Source organism: Pseudobutyrivibrio ruminis AD2017, from assembly GCF_000424305.1.
Classification (GTDB): Bacteria; Bacillota; Clostridia; order Lachnospirales; family Lachnospiraceae; genus Pseudobutyrivibrio; species Pseudobutyrivibrio ruminis_B.
This window is the reverse complement of record NZ_AUJQ01000005.1, coordinates 65,035-84,111: the sequence shown is the minus strand read 5'-3', so window position 1 is coordinate 84,111 and position 19,077 is coordinate 65,035. Positions and strand designations below refer to the sequence as shown.

The window sequence follows — 19,077 nt, the reverse complement described above, 5'->3', positions numbered from 1 at the left end:
TATTTATTTTTTATTTCTTTTATTTTTATATAACAACAGCGCCCCCACTAGCATTAGCAAGATTCCGCCGATTGTATAGAGATAGGTACCTCTTCCACCTGTTTCAGGAAGAGTGTAAGCAACTTCGTTTTCAAAAGTCACTTCAATAATTGGGTTGTTTTTGTCAGTCTTGGCAACTGTATTTTTACCATTCTTAACTGAAACTGATTTGTATTTCTTTATTTCAACAGTCCACTTTTCAGTACTAATTGCATATCCTGCAGGAGCTTCTATCTCCGTAAGGATATATTTTCCATCTTCGATTTCATTAACCAAAGAATCATCTGAAAAGCTATTGGATGTATACCAACCTACATATCCATCCTCACCGCTGATACCATAATATGTATGATTTTTACCAGTTAAAGTGAACTTAGCACCTGGCAAAGTCTTTGTATTTAATGTGGCACTAACTTTCTTAAGCTTCCATCCATAGGTCTGCTTTAGTTTATTATGTATTTCTACATATTTATCTCCGTTACCACATTCAATATCTGCTTTAACGTCTTTAATAGTCTTATCATCATATTGGATGGAAACATCAAACTGATTAAGTTCGACTCCGCCATAAGCTCCAACCTCTGATATTCTATAAACACCTACTGGCAAACCAGTAATAGAAACTGTCTGATCAGCCCAGATATTATAAATACCATCTTGGCATCCAATACCAAGGATTACGCCATTTTGTTCACTTGTTAATTTTGCATTTAATATTTCGTTATTACCTATATAAACCTTACCGTTCTTGTAATCAACAAGCTCAGTCTTCTCTTTACCATTATCAGTTGAAACTTTCTCCACCTTGATGCGGTAAAGACTATCAGGATTTACGTTTTCGCCTTCAACCACTTTCTTAAATGTTAAATTAACTTTTGACTTTACTGTGTTTTTAAATTTGAAGTGCTCATCACCAGTAGCTTCTATAGAAACGCTCTCTATAGTTTTTGGTGAAAGAACTAAATCAATTCCTGGGTCTTGGTAACCATAGTGATCATTATTTATATTTCCATATCCATTTGATACTGTAACAGGACATTCAATCATGGCTGTGGTAAATAAGTTCTTTCCACTTAAATCAACATATCCCCACCAAGGATTATCAGTTCCTGTATAGTACAAAGCCAAATTTCTGTATGGCTCATGCTGATCATTAAACTCTGTTGAATGCTTAAAGTATTTAGCACCTTCTGGATAATAAGAATTCTTGTCTATGATTACTAACTTATAATCATTTCTTCCTGAATACTTAACATAGAATGTAATTACTGTGTTTTTACCAATTGCTTGATGATCAGCTCTCCATTCGTAGTTATTGTGCTTATACATAGGAACAGATTTTTCATAAGGTCTCCATGTATAATTATCATAATAACCAAGTACTGATACACAGTTTTCGTTACCGTTCAAATCACGGATGCTTTCAATTGTTCTTGCTCCAACAGAATTGTCATCTGAAACAGCATTCATTTCGATATCAAAATGACTGTATCTTTCTCCGCCTTCTGAAGCAGGTTCAGGAATCAAATCTTCTTTAGTAATATCTGTAGTCTCTGAATACCACTTTTCATAACCTGTCTGTTCGTAATCCTCTGGAACCACTTCCTCAACAGACCATGTTATTTTTTTTCTTGCATCATTCTGAAAGAATACTGGAAGACCATTAATTGTCTTTTGCCAATTTTCATCAGCTGAAACAACGACCTCTGTTATAGCTGATTCTTTGTCGTCATGACTGTTTCCAGCTAAATCTACATATTTAACATTGCCCTCTTCTGAATAAGAACCGCAAACGTTAAATGTTAACTGTTCTGGACGAAGCTCTGCATTATTAGCATCATCCCATTCTTTTTCTATAGTAATGCTCTTCTTGAATACCTTTTTATTGTTAAGAGGAACGAAATTGTACTTAATCATACAATTTGATTCATTAGCGCCTCTTTCAAAGTAAACAACATGCATTGTATGAGCACTCTTACTAAATGCTTCACGTGACATTCCAATCTTATCGTAGAAATTGAAATCCTTGTCTCTAAGATTCATACGATTACCATTACCGATATAATCATCACCTTCTACGTGAACCATACCAGTTGCAAAATTGATGGAACCTGCAACCCTACCATGTATACCACCTAAATCAAGAGCTAAATTCTCATCGATATAGACGAATACATCATCATCACCAGAAAACTCAAAAACAGTATCTCTTTCTTGTCCATTCACTACTGTTTTTCCATTTGGTGAAATTGCGAAATCCAGTGGAATCTGCATTCCGAAATGATATCCAGATAATGCAAATGGCCAAAAGCCATTTTCTGGTTCATTCTTAACTTTCAATGTTGCATGATTTGAAACTGTTCCAATTGCTGAATCACCATTATCCTGAACTAAATCATAACCATACTTGCCACTATCCATTACATAGTATCCATCATCTGTCTTAACAAACTGAACACTTACATTGTAAGCAGCAGCATCATAATTCTCGTTTAACATATCAGGACTTGGGAATAATTCCTGAGTCATATATATAGAATCAGCAAGATTAAACTTATCGTAATACTTCTGGTTTGCTAATCCCTGATATACTGTAGCATTTTCATGGAAATTGTTTCCTTCAAATACGTTGCCTGCTGTGTTATTTATTCCACCATTTCTAGCAAAGTTAAACGCATCAACGATTTGATTATCTTGATTAGTTACGGCAGCCTTAAAGCAATCCTTATAATCAATAAGTGCTGCCTTCTGAACTGAGTAAACATTTAAATTGCTATCTTTTAGATATATATCAATATAGTTGATATTTCTCTGTGGATTTACTGGGTAAACTATGTCGTAAACGCCGTTCTTATATAAGTCATTCTGAGGTATCTTTTGATCAGTATGCATATAGTCAGCAAATCCAAAACCGTATGTACCTGTACCGTCCTGTCTTTGCATATTGTATTTATTGTAACTAGGACCTACACCAAAATTCACTGAATCAATAACATAATCCTCAGCGTTAATTTTGAAAGCATCTCGAGCATAAGCATCATTGCTTGCGAAATAAGCATGGCTAAATGTTTCTACTGGTTCATCACTTCCATTAAGATATACTCTTAACTCCAATGGATAATAATATCTATAATTTATGCCATTGATGTTTGTGTAGAAATATGAATTCTCGTATGTACCTTCATGAGCATACATCTCTGGGAAAGTGTTACTATATTTCCAATCACGCTGTTCAGCACGAACAGTTACATATTTGCTATCAAAAATGTTTCCATTTCTGTATCCCTTAATAGCAATAATATATGTAGAGAAATGATCAGTAATCATTTCAACTGAATCACTATCTGATGCAACTTCGCCCATCTTATTAAGAGATTTATCTAAGTAGTGATAAACTTCAGTTGAAAGTGAATCATCATTAAGACCATCTACTGAAGGATTGTTAAATTCGACCTTAACCTCTCCTGTAGGTTCAACCACTTCACCATTCTCATTTATAAGTGAAATATCATAAGCAACAAAATCTACTACAGAAGTATCAGCAGCATTTTCACTATTAAGAACGCTAGCCATCTGATTGTACTGACCTTCATCAGACTCCTGTGTGATTTCTTTAACAGAAACCTTAACTGCTCCGTTTAATACATTCTTCTTAGCAACTATTCTTACAAGATTTGCATCATCTACTATTTCTACTTCTTCATCATCTTCTGTTTCTTCTAATTCTAATTCAGTATCTTCTTCATCTAATTCTGTATCTTCAATCTCATCTGTTTCTTCTGTTTCTTCTGTTTCTTCTGTTTTGTCATCGTCTTCTGTTTTTATTTCTTCAGTAACAACAACTTCTCCTGTAGGTGTTTCCTCCGAGTCATTTTCAGCTACATCCGAAGATGCAGCTGTTGACTCAGATTCTCCCTTTGCTGCAGTGGCTAAATCCTGTTCTGATACTGTCTCCCTTTCAGCATCAGCCTCATTAACCTGTAACTTATCATCAATAACCGTCTCAACTGGCACTGGATTTACATCATCTGCCCACGCATTAGCTGGTGTCGATATAAACAATGCCATGGCAAGACCAAAGGACATTATTCTTTTTAAGATGAGATTGTTTTTCATGTTAAAAATGCTCCTTAAAATCTAGGCCACAATCGTTTTGTGAAATAAATGTGAACTAAGTGTATATTAAATATTATCAAATTGTAAACAATATGTGAACATTATGTGTCCACGGTCTAATATAGCCCAAATAATCAACAAAATAAAGGGGTTTGGCAAGAAGTGCCAAAATTTGGCAAAAACGTCAAAAAAAGCACAGTTTTTTGAGCAAATGTACTAATCAGCATAAAAAAAGACTTTCCCATATTTTGCGAATACGGGAAAGTACGCTGTTTTTCTTTTTTATTATATCCTGTTTTAATTTATAATCACGCTAAATCTACATTTAACTTTTGGTTATTTTACCTCTTAGTATTTTTGAATTTCAAAATTAAATCTCTTTAAAACAAAACAGCACTTTTTTCGTTAAAAAGTGCTGTTTAATAATTAGTTAAACCCTGGGGTTAAACTGCTGCCAAGGAAAGCAGCAGTTTAATTTTGCTAAAGCAAAACATCACTTTTGTTTCCAAAAGTGATGCCATATACGGATTTAACTAATCTGATGATTAGTTAAATCCTACTACCTTCTGTGCAATCTTGTATGCTGTAATTGAAATAGCACGTCCGCCATGACCAGGAAGGTTGGTTGTTGCACACATGAATCCGTAGCGGAGCTTACGATATAGATAATAATCCTGCTCCTTGATGTATTTCCATAAATCTCTACGCTTCTGCTGGTGTTCCTTTGTACCACTCTTCATGAGAAGCACTGTAGAAATAACTGTAATCATCTCCAGATAGTTGAACATGTATTTCTTAACGTGTTCATCCTTAATATTCTTATAATCATAAGCTTCTAACATAAGCTTATTAACTTTAATCTGCTGATCGATACGGCTAATCATAACCTTTTCGTTAACAGACTGGTCATTTCTACCGATGAAGTAACGATAGAAATCCACATCCAAATAATAAATGTTCTTAACATAAGGTAGTGGATAGAATACATAAAGGTTATCTACATAGAATGTGTGCTTTGGAAGCTCTAATCCACAATCACGAAGAAGCTTTGTACGATAGATAACAGAATGCATCAATATGTACTGGCCTTTTCTGAAATGTCTGGTTTCATCCCATGTAAAATATCTATTAACAGGGAGATTTGAATATGACATTACCTTTTTGTGATGTGCGCCTTCCTTTTCATATACGAAATTAGAAATGAGCATATCAAGCTGCTTGCTATGTTCTACTGAATTGCGTAAAACCTTAAGAATTTTATCATAAGCTTCTGGATCAACCCAGTCATCTGAATCTACGACCTTGAAGAATAAACCTGTTGCATTCTTAAGACCTGTATTAACAGCCTGACCGTGGCCACCGTTTTCCTGATGAACAGCCTTAATGATTGTAGGATGCTCAGCTGCTAATCTATCAGCGATTTCTGCTGTGTTATCCTTTTGACTTCCGTCATCAACAATTATGATTTCAACATCCTCACCGCCGTGAAGTAAGGTCTCAACGCAATGTTCCATATAATCTGCAGAATTATAACATGGTACTGCAAAACTTAATAATTTCATAATATATCTCCTATAAAAATTGGGGACGGTTGCCCGTCCCCTTGTTAAGTAACCTTTATGATTTTATCAAATATGATGAATATCATCAACCGATTATTCTGCCTCAACAGTTGGTGCCATTTCTTTTCTCTTTGCAAGATACTTCTTAACTGCGAAGTACTCAAGGCAAACGATAAGTAATCCAAGGATTACATCGATAAGGATGAGAACCTTCTCCCATGCTGGAAGACCGCCCTGGATATCCTTGTCATAAGCACGGCTGTTTACTACTGTGTAAAGAATGTTCTTAGATGCCTGTCTCATAGCAATCACAGATGTTGCAGATGTCTGATCTGTAACTGTTGACTGTGGTGTAGAGTATGTTGCAAGCATAAGGTCACAACCATTTCTAATCATTCTATCTGAATCCTGGTATCCGTATCCACCGAAGTAATCTGTTTCAGCGAATCCACGGAATCCCCACTCGCCTCTAAGTACGTCGTTAAGAAGTTCTGGGCAAGCCTCTGCAGGTACTGTACCAATGTTGTTGAATGCAACCATTGTTGCACCTGGGTTAGAATTCTTAAATGTAATTTCGAATGACTTTAAGTAAATCTCACGCATTGACTGCTCGTTGAGCCATGTGCAAAGAAGTCCTGTACGGTTTGTTTCCTGATCATTTGTTGCGAAGTGCTTAACGTATGCATATACGCCCCACTCTCTTGCTCCGTTAACAGCGTTTGCACACATCCAACCTGCAAGTACGCCATCCTCTGAGTAGTACTCGAAGTTACGTCCTGCGAATGCTGAACGATGTGTGTTTGTAGCTGGAGCATACCAACCAGATACATCCATGTCGTTAGCCATACGGCCGATTGACTGACCAAATGCAAGAGCCATATCCTTGTTCCATGTGCAAGCAATCATAACTGCTGCTGGGAATCCGATAGAACCCTGGCCTGTAAAGTTATTGTTGATTGAAGCAGGACCATCACAATCGTATGTCATAACCTTGCCGATAGAATCAACTGCTGATGTCTCATATCCACCAAGCTCGATAAGTGTGTTCATGTCAGCTACTGACATTTCGTCAAGAAGCTCTTCCCACTTAGGATCATCATAGTCAAGACCACGAAGTTCCTTTAACTCGACACCGTTCTTAGCTCCAGTTGTTGGCATTTCGTCAGCGTCGTTGTTGTAATCTGTAGGATCATAGTTTGTCTCATTGAAATATGTCTTCTTGTACTCATCTGACATCTCTGTAGATGCAGGAGCTGCAGTAGCCTCTGCGTAGTTAGCAAATCCATCTGCACGTGAAAGGTAAGTTACATCACCTTCTGCAAACTGGAACTCGTTCTTAGCTGCAACTACTTCGCTATCACGCTTGTTTGAATCGTCATATACGATATCTGATGCTACGTTAACTGTATCTGTAGCAATCTTGTTGTGTGCATCTGAATTAATAGAAATCTCATAATCACCAGCCTCAAGTACATAGCAGCCCTTGCCGTATGTATCATAAGAAGCCATATCCTCAAGTGCGAATGAGATTGAAACTGTCTCAGAAGCACCTGGCTCGAGTGTCTGTGTCTTTGCAAACTGAATTAAGTTTGCTGCAGACTTTTCAATACCACCGTTTGTGTAAGGTGGGTTGTAGTAAACCTCTACTACATCCTTACCAGCAACATCGCCAGTATTTGTAACTGTTACATCAAAGGAAACTGTCTTACCATCGTTTGTGATAGGTCCCATTTCCTGCTTGAAGTTTGTGTAAGATAATCCATAACCGAATGGATATACAACTGTTGAATCGTAATCGAATTCAAAGTTGCCTGCCTCTGCCTCAGCAGCTGCTGTCTCGTAGAACTTGTATCCAACATAGATACCTTCTACGTAGTTTACAAATGTAGGATAAGCCTTGCCGCCTTCAGCGAACATGTTATCTACACCGTAAGCTTCCATGTTTGTATAATCAAAATCACCAAAGTTGTTAACTGTTGGTGTAGCAAATAAATCTGCTACGAATGTGTCAGCTGTCTTACCTGATGGGTTAACCTGACCTGCTAAGATTTCACCAAGTCCATCAAAACCTGTCTGGCCAGTACCTGGGCAGTAAAGAACTGACTTAATCTGTGAGTAATCGTTAACAAAGCCAAGCTCCATAGCGTTTGCTGAGTTAACAACAACGATAACCTTGTCAAAGTTTGCTGTTACTTCATCAAGAAGTGCCTGCTCTCTATTTGAAAGCTCAAGGTAAGACTTAGAAGCATCTAAATCGTCCTTCTGATCAGAGTAACGAACACCTGATGCACCGAACATACCCTCTGTTGAGAATGTGTCCTCTCCATCATAAGACTGTGGAAGATCTGCACCTTCACCACCTGAACGAGCGATGAAGAAAACAGCTGTGTCTGAATAGTTCTTTGCATCTGAAATAAGGTCGCCATACTCAGAAACCTTTGGCTCAGGAATTGTCCAATCCTGTCCCATCATACCTACTGTAGGTCTGGCATCTCTCCAACCCTTGTAGAAATCTACAAGATCCTGGTTGTACTCGATACCTGCATCTGTAAGACCTGTTAAGAAGTCTACTGTTGGGTATGCATCTGAAAGTGCACCTGAACCTGTACCACCATAGATAGGGTTAGTTGAAGACCAACCAAATACATTAACCTTTGCACCCTCAGCAAGTGGAAGAGCCTTCTCATCATTCTTTAAAAGAACGATACCTTCCTCTGCAATATCTGTACAAAGCTCCTTAGCCTCTGCGATGGCATCATCTGAAATCTTGCCACCACCCATAGCCATGTTAATCATGGAGAACATAGGGCCAAGTACGATAGTGTTTGCAACTACAACCACTACTAATAAGAAAGCAATCCAAGCTTCCTTTCTGATGAAGCCTTTAAGAGGCTTCTTAGCCTTCATCGCACAAACAGTAACGATGATAGCTGCAACGAGTGCCACGCCTAAAATGATAAGCTGTGGAATCATTGTTTGTAGGACGGCAATGACGTCCGCAATGTTGATTGATAACATTCTCTCTTCTCCTTCCTATTAACTCTTCATTAATAGTAAATTTATCTCAAGAATCTAGTCCGCCTGTTACGTTAACAAGCATTATATTTCTACGCTCAGCTAAGAATGCTTCGCTTAAGAAATATAATAGCTTGCTAACTACAGGCTCATCTAAATTCCTAAGTGCAAATAAAAGTCGGCGTTTGAATTACGCTTCTGTGGACTTTGGGGTTTCTGGGAAGATAATCTTGTTCACGAAGAAGAAGACTACCATAGAAACTCCGCCGTTGAGTACTGTTGTTCCGATGTTGTAAACAAATGCAGGAACGAACTTACCAGCTACTGCAACCCAAATACAGTTGATTGAGTTTACGATGCAAGTGATTACGATGAATGCAAGGATGTACCATGCAATCTGCTTGCCAGCTTTGTCGTGGTTACGGAATACTACAAGCTTCTGAATTGGGAAGTTGATAACCTCGCCGATTACCATGGCAATCATGTATGCTGTGAAGTAAGCAAGACCACCGTGTGCCTGGTCGTAACCTAAGATGTTCCACTGGAATGTTTCACCAGCGATTGTAAGTGGAATACCTGGCCAGCCAAAAGTTCTGTCTCCTAAGAATGCAAAAGCTGCAGGTAAAAATGTAAGTAACAAATACTTAAATACTGTGATTAAGTTACTTACGATTACGAATAAGCCACCCTCGCGAACCCACTTAGCAACTGCAGGGTGCTTCTCTACAAAATTATTCCAAATATTCATTTTCATTCTCCTTTAGTTAGTCTCTCGCTTGTTACGCTCACAATCATTTATATTTCCTTCGTCGACTAGGATGTCTCCTGCAGAAATATAAATAATTGTTAGCTACAAGCTATCTTTAGGTTTGGATTTATAACTGTTTATTCCCTATGGTTAAGACGAGCTTCGTATTTTTTGTTTGCGCGGGCGTTTTTGAAGAAGCCACCGATTACGCCGCCAAGGCCACGGAAGAAGTGTCCGTTGGCAATCTTTACAATGCTTTCTACCATTTCACGGCTTACCATTCCGCCTGACATCTTACAGATTGCTCTGAAAGGCATGTTGTAGATGAACATTGTGTTAAGATCAGGTACGCCCTTTTCATAAGATTTATCAAGGTTGTTCTTAAGTACCTTGTAAACTAATCTGCAAATTCCGCTCTTAGCATCCTTCATCTGGCAGAGGGCATCGTTGATATCAAGTGGTCCAACCTTTTCCTCTGGAAGTGGAGCTGCATAAAGCTTTTCAAACTCTTCGTAGTGAACGTTTCTAACCTTTCCTGTTTTGTAGCTTGGAAGGCTTTCGATATTGTAAGGCAATTCTGTGATTGTGCCCTTCTTTGTGATTCGGCCTGTAAGCTCGATATCACGAACGTTTCTACCTACGTAAATCTGATACTCGCCATCTTCGATTTCCCAGTTGCTGCTTACAGTTGAGAAATACCGGAATGACTTGTCATCAAATGGAATCTCTACATCTACTGATTCGTCAGCCTTAATCCATACCTTCTTGAAGCCCTTAAGCTCCTTCTTAGGACGGATAAGACCTGATTCAGACTTACCAATGTACATCTGAGCGATTTCAGCGCCGTCGCGATTTCCTGTATTTTTAATAGTAAATTTAATACCCTCTTCTGATACTGAAAGTGCTGAGTATTCGAATGTTGTGTAGCTAAGTCCGTATCCGAATGGGAACTGAACTGCCACATCAGCTGTATCGTAATAACGATATCCGATAAATGGTCCCTCGCGGTACTGGAGGTTTCTCTTATCTGTGTTTGCATAGTTCACGATTGAGCAATCTGTATATGCAAATGGATAAGACTCTGAAAGCTTACCTGTTGGGATTTCCTTTCCAACGATGATATCAAGAACTGCTGATGCTCCAGCCTGTCCTGTTAAATATCCGTGAAGTAAAGCCTGTAAGTTGCCAAGCCATGGCATCTTTACTGATGAACCAGCACTCATAACACCAATGATGTGCTTGTTGTAAACTGTAAGCTCCTCAAGCTCCTTTATCTGATACTCAGGCACATCGATTGACATTCTGTCTGCGCCTTCGCTTTCAGCGATTTCATCTAATCCGAAGAAGAATAAAACAACATCTGCCTTCTCTGGATCATCTGTTACGTTTAAGTCATAGTTTGCAATCTGCTCTCTTATTGTCTCAACCTTTGTTGAGTTAACCTGTGAACTACCAGAACCCTGGTAACGTGGCTTATCAACAAATGGTCCGCGTAAGCAAACTGTTGTACCTGCCTTAAGTGGAAGGATATCTTCATCATTCTTAAGAAGCACTGCTGAATTAACAGCTGCCTTTTTAGCAATCGCGTGGTGTGCTTCCTTATCGAATCCCTTAGTATGGTCATTCTCCTTGAAGTAAATAGCTGCTTCTATAATAGGAAGAATTGCCTTATCGATTTCCTCTTCTGTGATGCGTCCTTCGCCTTCTGTAGCTGCCTTGATAAGCTCTCTAGCAGAATCAAGACCAGGATTTGGCATCTCAACGTTTGACTGGCACTTAACACCTGCAACGTGGTCGTTACTAGCACCCCAGTCTGTAACAACGATACCGTCAAATCCCCACTCTTCTCTAAGGATATCTACAAGAAGATGCTTGTTCTCGTTTGCATACTGACCGTTAACCTCGTTGTAAGCAGACATGATTGTCTTTGCCCCACCTTCCTTAACAGCGATTTCGAATGCTGTAAGGTAAATCTCACGAAGTGTACGCTCATCAACAACAGCGTTCATAGCCATTCTGCGGTACTCACGAGAGTTAACTGCAAAATGCTTTGGGCAAGAATAAACATGCTTGCTCTGAATACCTCTTACATAAGCTGCTGCCATCTTACCTGCAAGGATTGGATCTTCGCTGAAATACTCAAAGTTACGACCACAAAGTGGAGAGCGTTTCATATTAAGACCAGGTCCAAGTAACACATCTACGTTCTGTGCCACTGCTTCTTCACCAAGAGCTGCACCGATTTCTTCGCCAAGGCTAGGATCCCAGCTGTTAGCAACTGTTGCTGCTGTTGGAAAGCATGTAGCTGGAAGTGATGCGTTAAGTCCTAAGTGATCACCAGCGCCTTCCTGACGGCGTAACCCGTGAGGGCCATCAGAAAAAGTAATTGACTGTATCCCCAAGCGTGGAATATCACGCGACTCCCACTCATTCTTACCGCTTAAAAGTGCGGCCTTCTCCATCAATGTAAGCTTTGAAATTATTTCTTTAGCGTCCATCTATATCCTCCATTTATTGGCTAGTCTTTAGTCCGTCTGTTACGCTAACAAGCATTATATTTCTACGGTCGACAGCACGTCTCCCTTAAGAAATATAAGAGCTTGTTAGCTACAGACTCATTGGCTTACCATCTTCATTTAACTCTGATATTAATCTACCACGATATAAAAAAAACAAGTTGCCCCGAAGGACAACTTGTCAAAAATCCGTGATAACTTGCAATAACCCTCATCAGTCACCTGCGGTGACAGCTTCCCCCAGAGGGGGAAGCCTACTTCTTATTACTGAGAAGGACCTTTACCTTAAACCAACCATCTTCGTAGCTTACGTTCATGGCACCGCCGTATTTCTCGGCTACCTGGCCAATAGATTTAAGGCCAAAGCCGTGCTTTACGTTATCTTTTTTAGTTGTGCGAGGCAGATTATCGTTTTTGAAGATTCGCCTCTTTTCGCTTTTTCTAAGTCTTACATTATCGCTTTCAGAATAGTTTTCGCATTCGACTATAATGAATTGATTACGGGAACGAACTGACAGGGTGATTAATCTTTTGTCTTTATCTTCTACCTGCTGGGTTGCCTCGATGGCATTGTCAAGGACATTACCAAATAATGAGCAGATATCCTTAACGTGAATGCCAGAAAGCAAATCTCCATCTACCATGGCGTTAAGAGTGATGTCCTTTTTCTCACACTGAAGACTTTTGGTAGTAAGGATAACATCCAAAACCTTATTTCCGGTGTTCATAAATGATTCCTGTATGGCGATGGCCTGCTCCATGTCCTCTAACACTTCAGCACGTCTTGCTGGATCATCCTCTTCCTTTAACGCCATTACGTAATGCTTCATATCATGCATTTCCTTGCGCAAGGCCTCAGAATTATCGACCGCCAGCTTGTACTGTTCGTACTGCTTTTGGAACAACTGATTGATGGCATCGTTTTCGTTTTTAGCTGCCATTTCGTTACGGCGGCCCATTTCTGTCATCAACATCAGCATGCCTCCGAAATCAACCAATGTTCTAACATACAGCATATTTTCAGTAGCTGAAAAAGGCGTCTTTTGTGTAACAAAGCTCAGGTTAGACATAATAAAAGCACCAATACCTGTAACAATAACGCTTATAAGTTCATTTGTCTTTACATTAAGATTTTTATTTGGAGGGATGTTATCTTTTTCAAAATTATAATAAGCAATAAATGTTATCGTATATACGATACCCATCACCACCAGTGATTCAACAAAATCATCTACGTTAGAAAAATATACACACCACACATAAAGCTGTATGTAAAGTGATGCTGCAAATTCTGCCAAAACAAATGCGTGGGTGGTGATGACGCCGCAATCCTTTGGTTTGATATCAAGCACATAATATAAGGAAAGGTACATCAGCACAACGGCACCAATCATACTTGGAATCCAAAATTCCAAAGGAAGAATTCCTGCAATGAACTGATATAAAACCTGTATAAGAAGTGTTCCTATGCACTGAAAAACATAAACCTTGTCGTGGCGTCTTCTTTTATAAATATTGAAATAAACAAAAACCGCTAGCCATTCAGCAATAGCGGTAAAAAGTCGCGGTGTATCCTGTAATTTAACTGGGTCTAAAAAAGCATGTAAATCCATTTTAATCTCCTAGCTTATAAAATGTCTTCTGTAAGGGCTGCCATAAATTCCTTTTTTCTGGCTCTACTAATAGGAAGCGCTACTCCGTTTGTAAGTAACACCTCTTCCTTCTGCACTGCCTCAACCCTTGAAAGATTAACGATGTATGCGTTATGGCATTTGCTAAAACCATGCTCCATAAGCATTTCATCAAATCTTTTAAGAGGACCAATGGTAGTATAGTCCATGTCATCAGTATGAATGATAACATTGTTACGCTGACTTTCGATATAAGAAATGGTATCGCAATCAAGCTTAAGCTGTTTATCATCCACTGAAACCTTTACATACACATGCTGCTTTTTAGCATTTACTCTGGTGATGGCCTTATCAAAAAGCTGCTCAAACTGAGTGTAAGGAACAGGCTTAAGTACATATCCCAAGGCATCAACAGCATATCCCTGAACAGCATACTGTACGGTGGAGGTGATAAAAATAATAATAACATCAGAATCCACCTTGCGAATCTTCTCCGCAGCTGCCATTCCATCCAAATGCTTCATCTGAATGTCAAGCAATATAATATCAAACTGCCCCTTATAATCATCTACAAGGTCTATTCCATCACTAAGATGTGTGATGTTAAAGGGCTGCTTTGTGGAATTTCCATATTTACTTATATATTGTTTGAGGAGCTCTGCCTGAGCCAGCTCATCTTCTACGATACATACATTAATCATGACTATAAAATAATACAAAAATAGATTGTGTGCAAGTGGTGAAGCTTCTATTCAAAAAAATGGCTAGAGCGAAATGCTCTAGCCTTAAAATAATCATTATTACTCTGTAAAAAGTGGTGTTGAATAGTAGCGGTCTCCTGAATCTGGAAGAAGTGCTACGATTGTCTTACCCTTGTTTTCTGGGCGCTTTGCAAGTTCTATTGCACCATGAAGTGCTGCGCCAGATGAAATACCAACTGAGATGCCTTCCTTCTTGGCAAGAAGCTTAGCTGCTGCAAATGCATCTTCACTGTCTGCCTGGTATACTTCATCATAAATCTTTGTATTAAGAACGTCTGGCACGAAGCCTGCACCAATACCCTGAATCTTATGAGCACCTGCACGTCCCTCTGAAAGAACTGGAGAATCCTTTGGCTCAAGTGCAACTACCTTTACTTTTGGATTCTGGCTCTTGAGATATTCGCCAACACCTGTAACTGTTCCACCTGTACCTACACCAGCGATGAAGATATCCACTTTTCCATCAGTATCTCTCCAAATTTCTGGGCCTGTTGTTGAGCGATGTGCTGCTGAATTTGCTGGATTTACAAACTGTCCTGGGATAAAGCTTCCATCGATTTCTTTAGCAAGCTCCTCAGCCTTAGCAATTGCGCCCTTCATGCCCTGTGCACCTTCAGTAAGAACGATTTCTGCGCCGTATGCCTTAAGAATATTTCTACGTTCTACTGACATTGTTTCTGGCATTGTAAGAATTGCACGATAGCCCTTTGCTGCTGCAATAGCTGCAAGGCCAATACCTGTATTACCACTTGTTGGCTCAATGATTACAGAACCTTCCTTTAATAATCCCTTTTCTTCTGCATCTTCAATCATAGCTAGAGCAACTCTATCCTTTACAGAACCAGCTGGATTGAAATATTCAAGCTTAACTAACACTGTAGCCTCTAAGCCAAGTTCCTTTTCAATATTTGTAACCTCAACAAGTGGAGTATTTCCGATTAATTCACTTGCTCCCTTATATATCTTTGACATATCAATATCCTCCCAGTTTTTCTAATAATATAGTCCGCCTGTTACGCTCACAAGCATTATATTTCTACGGTCGACAGCACGTCTCCCTTAAGAAATATAATAGCTTGTTAGCTACAGGCTCATTTAAAATCTCATTAAAACTTATTATACCGCATTTGCGTTTTTCTCTGCATTAAAAATCTCATCTATTTTCTCATCGTCGATTGCTGCAAAGCCTTTTTCCAAATCCTCGATGATATCATCAATGTGCTCTGTTCCAATTGATAGACGAATTGTGCTTTGAGTAATTCCCTGGTCGATAAGCTCTTCTTCGGTGAGCTGTGAATGTGTTGTTGTGGCTGGGTGAATTACAAGACTCTTTACATCTGCTACATTTGCAAGGATTGAAAAGATTTCAAGGTTGTCGATAAACTTATAAGCCTCTTCTTTGCCCCCTTTAATTTCAAATGTAAATATGCTTCCGCCATCCTTAGGGAAATATTTCTTGTATAGCTCATGGTCTGGATGATCCTCGAGTGATGGATGATTAACATGAGCTACCTTTGGATGGTTCTTTAAGAACTCTACTACCTTCTTTGTGTTTTCTGCATGTCTGTCGAGACGTAGAGGCAATGTCTCTATTCCTTGCAAAAGGAGGAATGCATTAAATGGAGAGATTGTTGCCCCTGTGTCTCTAAGAAGAATTGCCCTAATATAAGTCACAAATGCTGCAGGTCCGGCCACCTCAGCAAATGAAACACCATGATAGCTAGGGTTAGCTTCTGCAATATTTGGATATTTTCCTGATGATTTCCAATCGTATTTTCCAGCTTCAACAATGACACCGCCAAGTGTTGTACCATGTCCACCGAAGAACTTTGTAGCTGAATGAACAACAATATCTGCACCATGCTCAATTGGACGAACCCAATAAGCTGCACCAAATGTGTTATCAACAACGAGTGGAAGATTTGCCTCGTGAGCAATTTGTGCGATTGCATCAATATCTGGAATATCACTGTTTGGATTTCCAAGTGTCTCTAAGTAAATAGCTCTTGTATTATCCTGGATGGCATTTCTTACTTCGTCAAGGTTGTGCGCATCTACAAATGTTGTAGAAACACCATACTGTGTAAGTGTGTGAGCAAGCAGATTGTAGCTGCCGCCATAGATGGTCTTCTGGGCTACGATATGTCCACCGTTTGCTGCAAGTGCCTGAATAGTATATGTGATAGCTGCTGCACCAGATGCAACTGCAAGTGCTGCTGAACCACCTTCAAGGGCTGCCACTCTTGCCTCCAAAACTCCCTGTGTAGAGTTTGTAAGTCTACCATATATATTACCTGCATCTGCAAGACCGAATCTGTCTGCCGCATGCTGAGAATCTCTAAACACATAAGATGTTGTCTGGTAAATAGGTACTGCTCTTGCATCAGATGCTGGGTCTGGATTTTCCTGTCCTACATGAAGTGCCAATGTTTCAAATCGATAGTTGCTCATATATATTTCCTCCTTTTATTTCCTTGTTTTTACTTAAGAATATTCTCGTTTGTTTTGTTGTGTTAATAATATAAGTTATTACCTACTAGGTCAATAGGTTTTATAATTGCCAAAAATTATAGCTGGCTATAAATTTGATTTATAACCAGCTATATATTTATATTTCTCTATTCATATGCAAACGTTTTTAAGAATTTACGTGCTCTTTCAGTGGTAGGTTGGATGAAAAAGCTTTTTGCATCGTTGCTTTCCTCCACTATCTCTCCCTTATCTAAAAATAGAATTCTGTCAGCAATAGCTCTTGCAAACGACATCTCATGAGTAACTATAAGCATAGTTGAACCTGATTTTGCAAGGGCCAGCATTGTCTCTAACACCTCGTGCACCATCTCCGGATCAAGTGCAGCTGTCACCTCATCAAATAATAGAATCTCAGGGTGCATCAGTAGTGCACGAACAATTGCCACTCTTTGCTTTTGTCCGCCAGAAAGCTGTCTTGGATAATAATCCTTTTTATCTACAAGCCCAACCTTATCTAATAGCTCTAAAGCTTCCTTTGTAGCTTCATCCTTAGAACGCTTCTGTACCTTCATTGGCGCAAGGATTATGTTTTCAAGCACCGTTTTGTGTGGAAACAACTCGTAGGATTGAAATACCATTCCGATTTTTTGCCTTAGCTTTGTAATTTCTCTTTTACCAGCTTCAACAGGAAGACCGTCCACCACTATGACTCCGTCTTGGATTTCCTCCAGTCCATTAAGGCACCTTAGAAAAGTACTTTTTCCGCAGCCAGATGGACCTATGATAACCACAACCTCTCCCTTTTTCACAGATAGGTTAATATCTTTTAATACAACATTATCTCCAAATTTCTTTTGTAAATGTGTAACTTTTAATAATTCGCTCATTACGCCCACCTTTTCTCTAAATAAACTGCAAGTCTGCTGATAGGCCAGCAAACTATAAAATATAGTAAGAACACCACAGCAAATACTCCAAAGGCTGCGTTAGGTGATGCCTTTCTGTTTGCCTCGATTATCTGCTGTGCCACCTTTAAAACTTCCACTATTCCAATCATCATTACAAGAGATGTGGTTTTAATCATTCTTGTAATCAGATTTATAGAAAGTGGAATCAGTCTTCTAATTGTCTGTGGCAATATGATGTAAAAGTAAGTCTGCTTTTTATCCATGCCTAGCGCATATGCAGATTCAAACTGAATCTTAGGAATGCTTTTTATGGAACCTCTTACTAAATCTCCCATTTCAGCAACGCCCCAAAAGCTAAATACAAATATAGCAGCAGCCTCCGCTGTAATGTCCCAACCAAATACTCTGGTGGTTCCGAAATATACAATGAATAGCAGTACCATTTGTGGCATGATTCTGACAATCTCAAGATAGATTTTAAGAATGGCCTTAAGCCATAGCTTATTAAGTGTCATCAAAACACCTACAAGCAATCCTAATATAATGCTGATTGCAACTGATACAAGGCTGATTTCTACTGATACCCACAAGCCTTGCAAAAGTCTTAAAAAGTTTGTGCCCTTAAATAAAACATCAATCCCCAAATTGGCCATAGCGCATCCTCCTTTCTACAAATGCCCCCAGTATTGAAACTGGAAGAAGCATTATCAAATAGAACAATACAAGAAGGAATAAGCACTCTATAGTCTTTGCGTACATTCCAATTAAATCTTTTGCTGTAAACATCAAATCCATAAGGCTTATTGTGGAAAATACTGATGTTTCCTTCAAAAGGAAAATAACATTTGCAAGAAGACCTGGCACACTCATGGAAATTGCCTGAGGCAATATTACATGTATAAAAGTCTGCTCCTTTGTCATGCCAAGGCTTAATGCGCTTTCTGTTTGTATTACTGGGATTGATTCCAATCCACTTCTGATAGTTTCTATCATGTAGGCGCCGCCAAGCATTCCTAAGCCAAGCACGCCGCAAGTTTCTGCTGTAATCTTTACCCCCACCTTTGGCAATGCAAAATAAATAAAAAATAACTGTACCAAAAGTGGTGTGTTTCTAAAAATTTCAATGTATATTCCAGTGATAACTTTAAGGACCGGAACTTTAAAATGAAGAACGGCAGCGCCAACTAGTCCAAGAATCAAACTAAGAAGTATGCCCTGCCATCCTATCTTCATTGTAAGAAAAAGTGCGTCCTTATATAGTGGAATATAACTTTTAAGAATATCTATATCCATCACTAAATAAATAGCC

At 39.0% G+C, this 19,077-nt stretch carries 12 protein-coding genes; all 12 read right to left on the bottom strand.

The features are described 5' to 3' along the window. Positions 1-3 precede the first annotated feature (3 nt). Positions 4-4,155, bottom strand: coding sequence for a SpaA isopeptide-forming pilin-related protein (locus G611_RS0103895; RefSeq protein WP_028242519.1), 4,152 nt, complete (start codon positions 4,153-4,155; stop codon positions 4-6). 545 nt (positions 4,156-4,700) lie between these two features. Further along, positions 4,701-5,717: a glycosyltransferase family 2 protein gene (locus tag G611_RS0103890; protein WP_028242518.1), complete on the bottom strand. Its 1,017-nt coding sequence runs from the start codon at positions 5,715-5,717 to the stop codon at positions 4,701-4,703. 93 nt (positions 5,718-5,810) lie between these two features. Beyond that, the gene (locus G611_RS13770; protein ID WP_036948059.1) at positions 5,811-8,735 is read right to left on the bottom strand and encodes a glycoside hydrolase family 3 protein; all 2,925 of its coding nucleotides are present in this window, start codon (positions 8,733-8,735) and stop codon (positions 5,811-5,813) included. A gap of 187 nt (positions 8,736-8,922) precedes the next feature. After that, positions 8,923-9,480 (bottom strand): GtrA family protein, encoded by a 558-nt coding sequence (locus tag G611_RS0103880; protein WP_028242517.1) that lies wholly within the window; start codon positions 9,478-9,480, stop codon positions 8,923-8,925. A 137-nt stretch (positions 9,481-9,617) separates the two neighbouring features. Beyond that, positions 9,618-11,978, bottom strand: coding sequence for a glycoside hydrolase family 3 C-terminal domain-containing protein (locus G611_RS0103875; protein WP_028242516.1), 2,361 nt, complete (start codon positions 11,976-11,978; stop codon positions 9,618-9,620). 272 nt (positions 11,979-12,250) lie between these two features. Continuing rightward, positions 12,251-13,609: an ATP-binding protein gene (locus G611_RS0103870; RefSeq protein WP_028242515.1), complete on the bottom strand. Its 1,359-nt coding sequence runs from the start codon at positions 13,607-13,609 to the stop codon at positions 12,251-12,253. A 14-nt stretch (positions 13,610-13,623) separates the two neighbouring features. After that, positions 13,624-14,346 carry a LytR/AlgR family response regulator transcription factor gene (locus G611_RS0103865; protein ID WP_242824253.1) on the bottom strand — a complete coding sequence of 241 codons (723 nt, stop codon included), beginning with the start codon at positions 14,344-14,346 and terminating at the stop codon, positions 13,624-13,626. 81 nt (positions 14,347-14,427) lie between these two features. After that, a complete protein-coding gene (gene cysK, locus G611_RS0103860) occupies positions 14,428-15,360 on the bottom strand; it encodes a cysteine synthase A (protein WP_028242513.1) in 933 nt (310 codons plus the stop codon). A 144-nt stretch (positions 15,361-15,504) separates the two neighbouring features. Continuing rightward, on the bottom strand, positions 15,505-16,839 hold the full coding sequence (locus G611_RS13765) for an O-acetylhomoserine aminocarboxypropyltransferase/cysteine synthase family protein (protein ID WP_051195046.1): 1,335 nt from the start codon (positions 16,837-16,839) through the stop codon (positions 15,505-15,507). Positions 16,840-17,006: 167 nt separating this feature from the next. Then, positions 17,007-17,747, bottom strand: a complete 741-nt coding sequence (locus tag G611_RS0103850) for an amino acid ABC transporter ATP-binding protein (protein ID WP_028242512.1) — start codon at positions 17,745-17,747, stop codon at positions 17,007-17,009. Further along, the gene (locus tag G611_RS0103845) at positions 17,747-18,421 is read right to left on the bottom strand and encodes an amino acid ABC transporter permease (RefSeq protein WP_028242511.1); all 675 of its coding nucleotides are present in this window, start codon (positions 18,419-18,421) and stop codon (positions 17,747-17,749) included. Before G611_RS0103845 ends, G611_RS0103850 begins: the two co-directional genes overlap by 1 nt. Further along, positions 18,402-19,061, bottom strand: coding sequence for an amino acid ABC transporter permease (locus tag G611_RS0103840; RefSeq protein ID WP_028242510.1), 660 nt, complete (start codon positions 19,059-19,061; stop codon positions 18,402-18,404). Before G611_RS0103840 ends, G611_RS0103845 begins: the two co-directional genes overlap by 20 nt. Between the last annotated feature and the right edge of the window lie 16 nt (positions 19,062-19,077).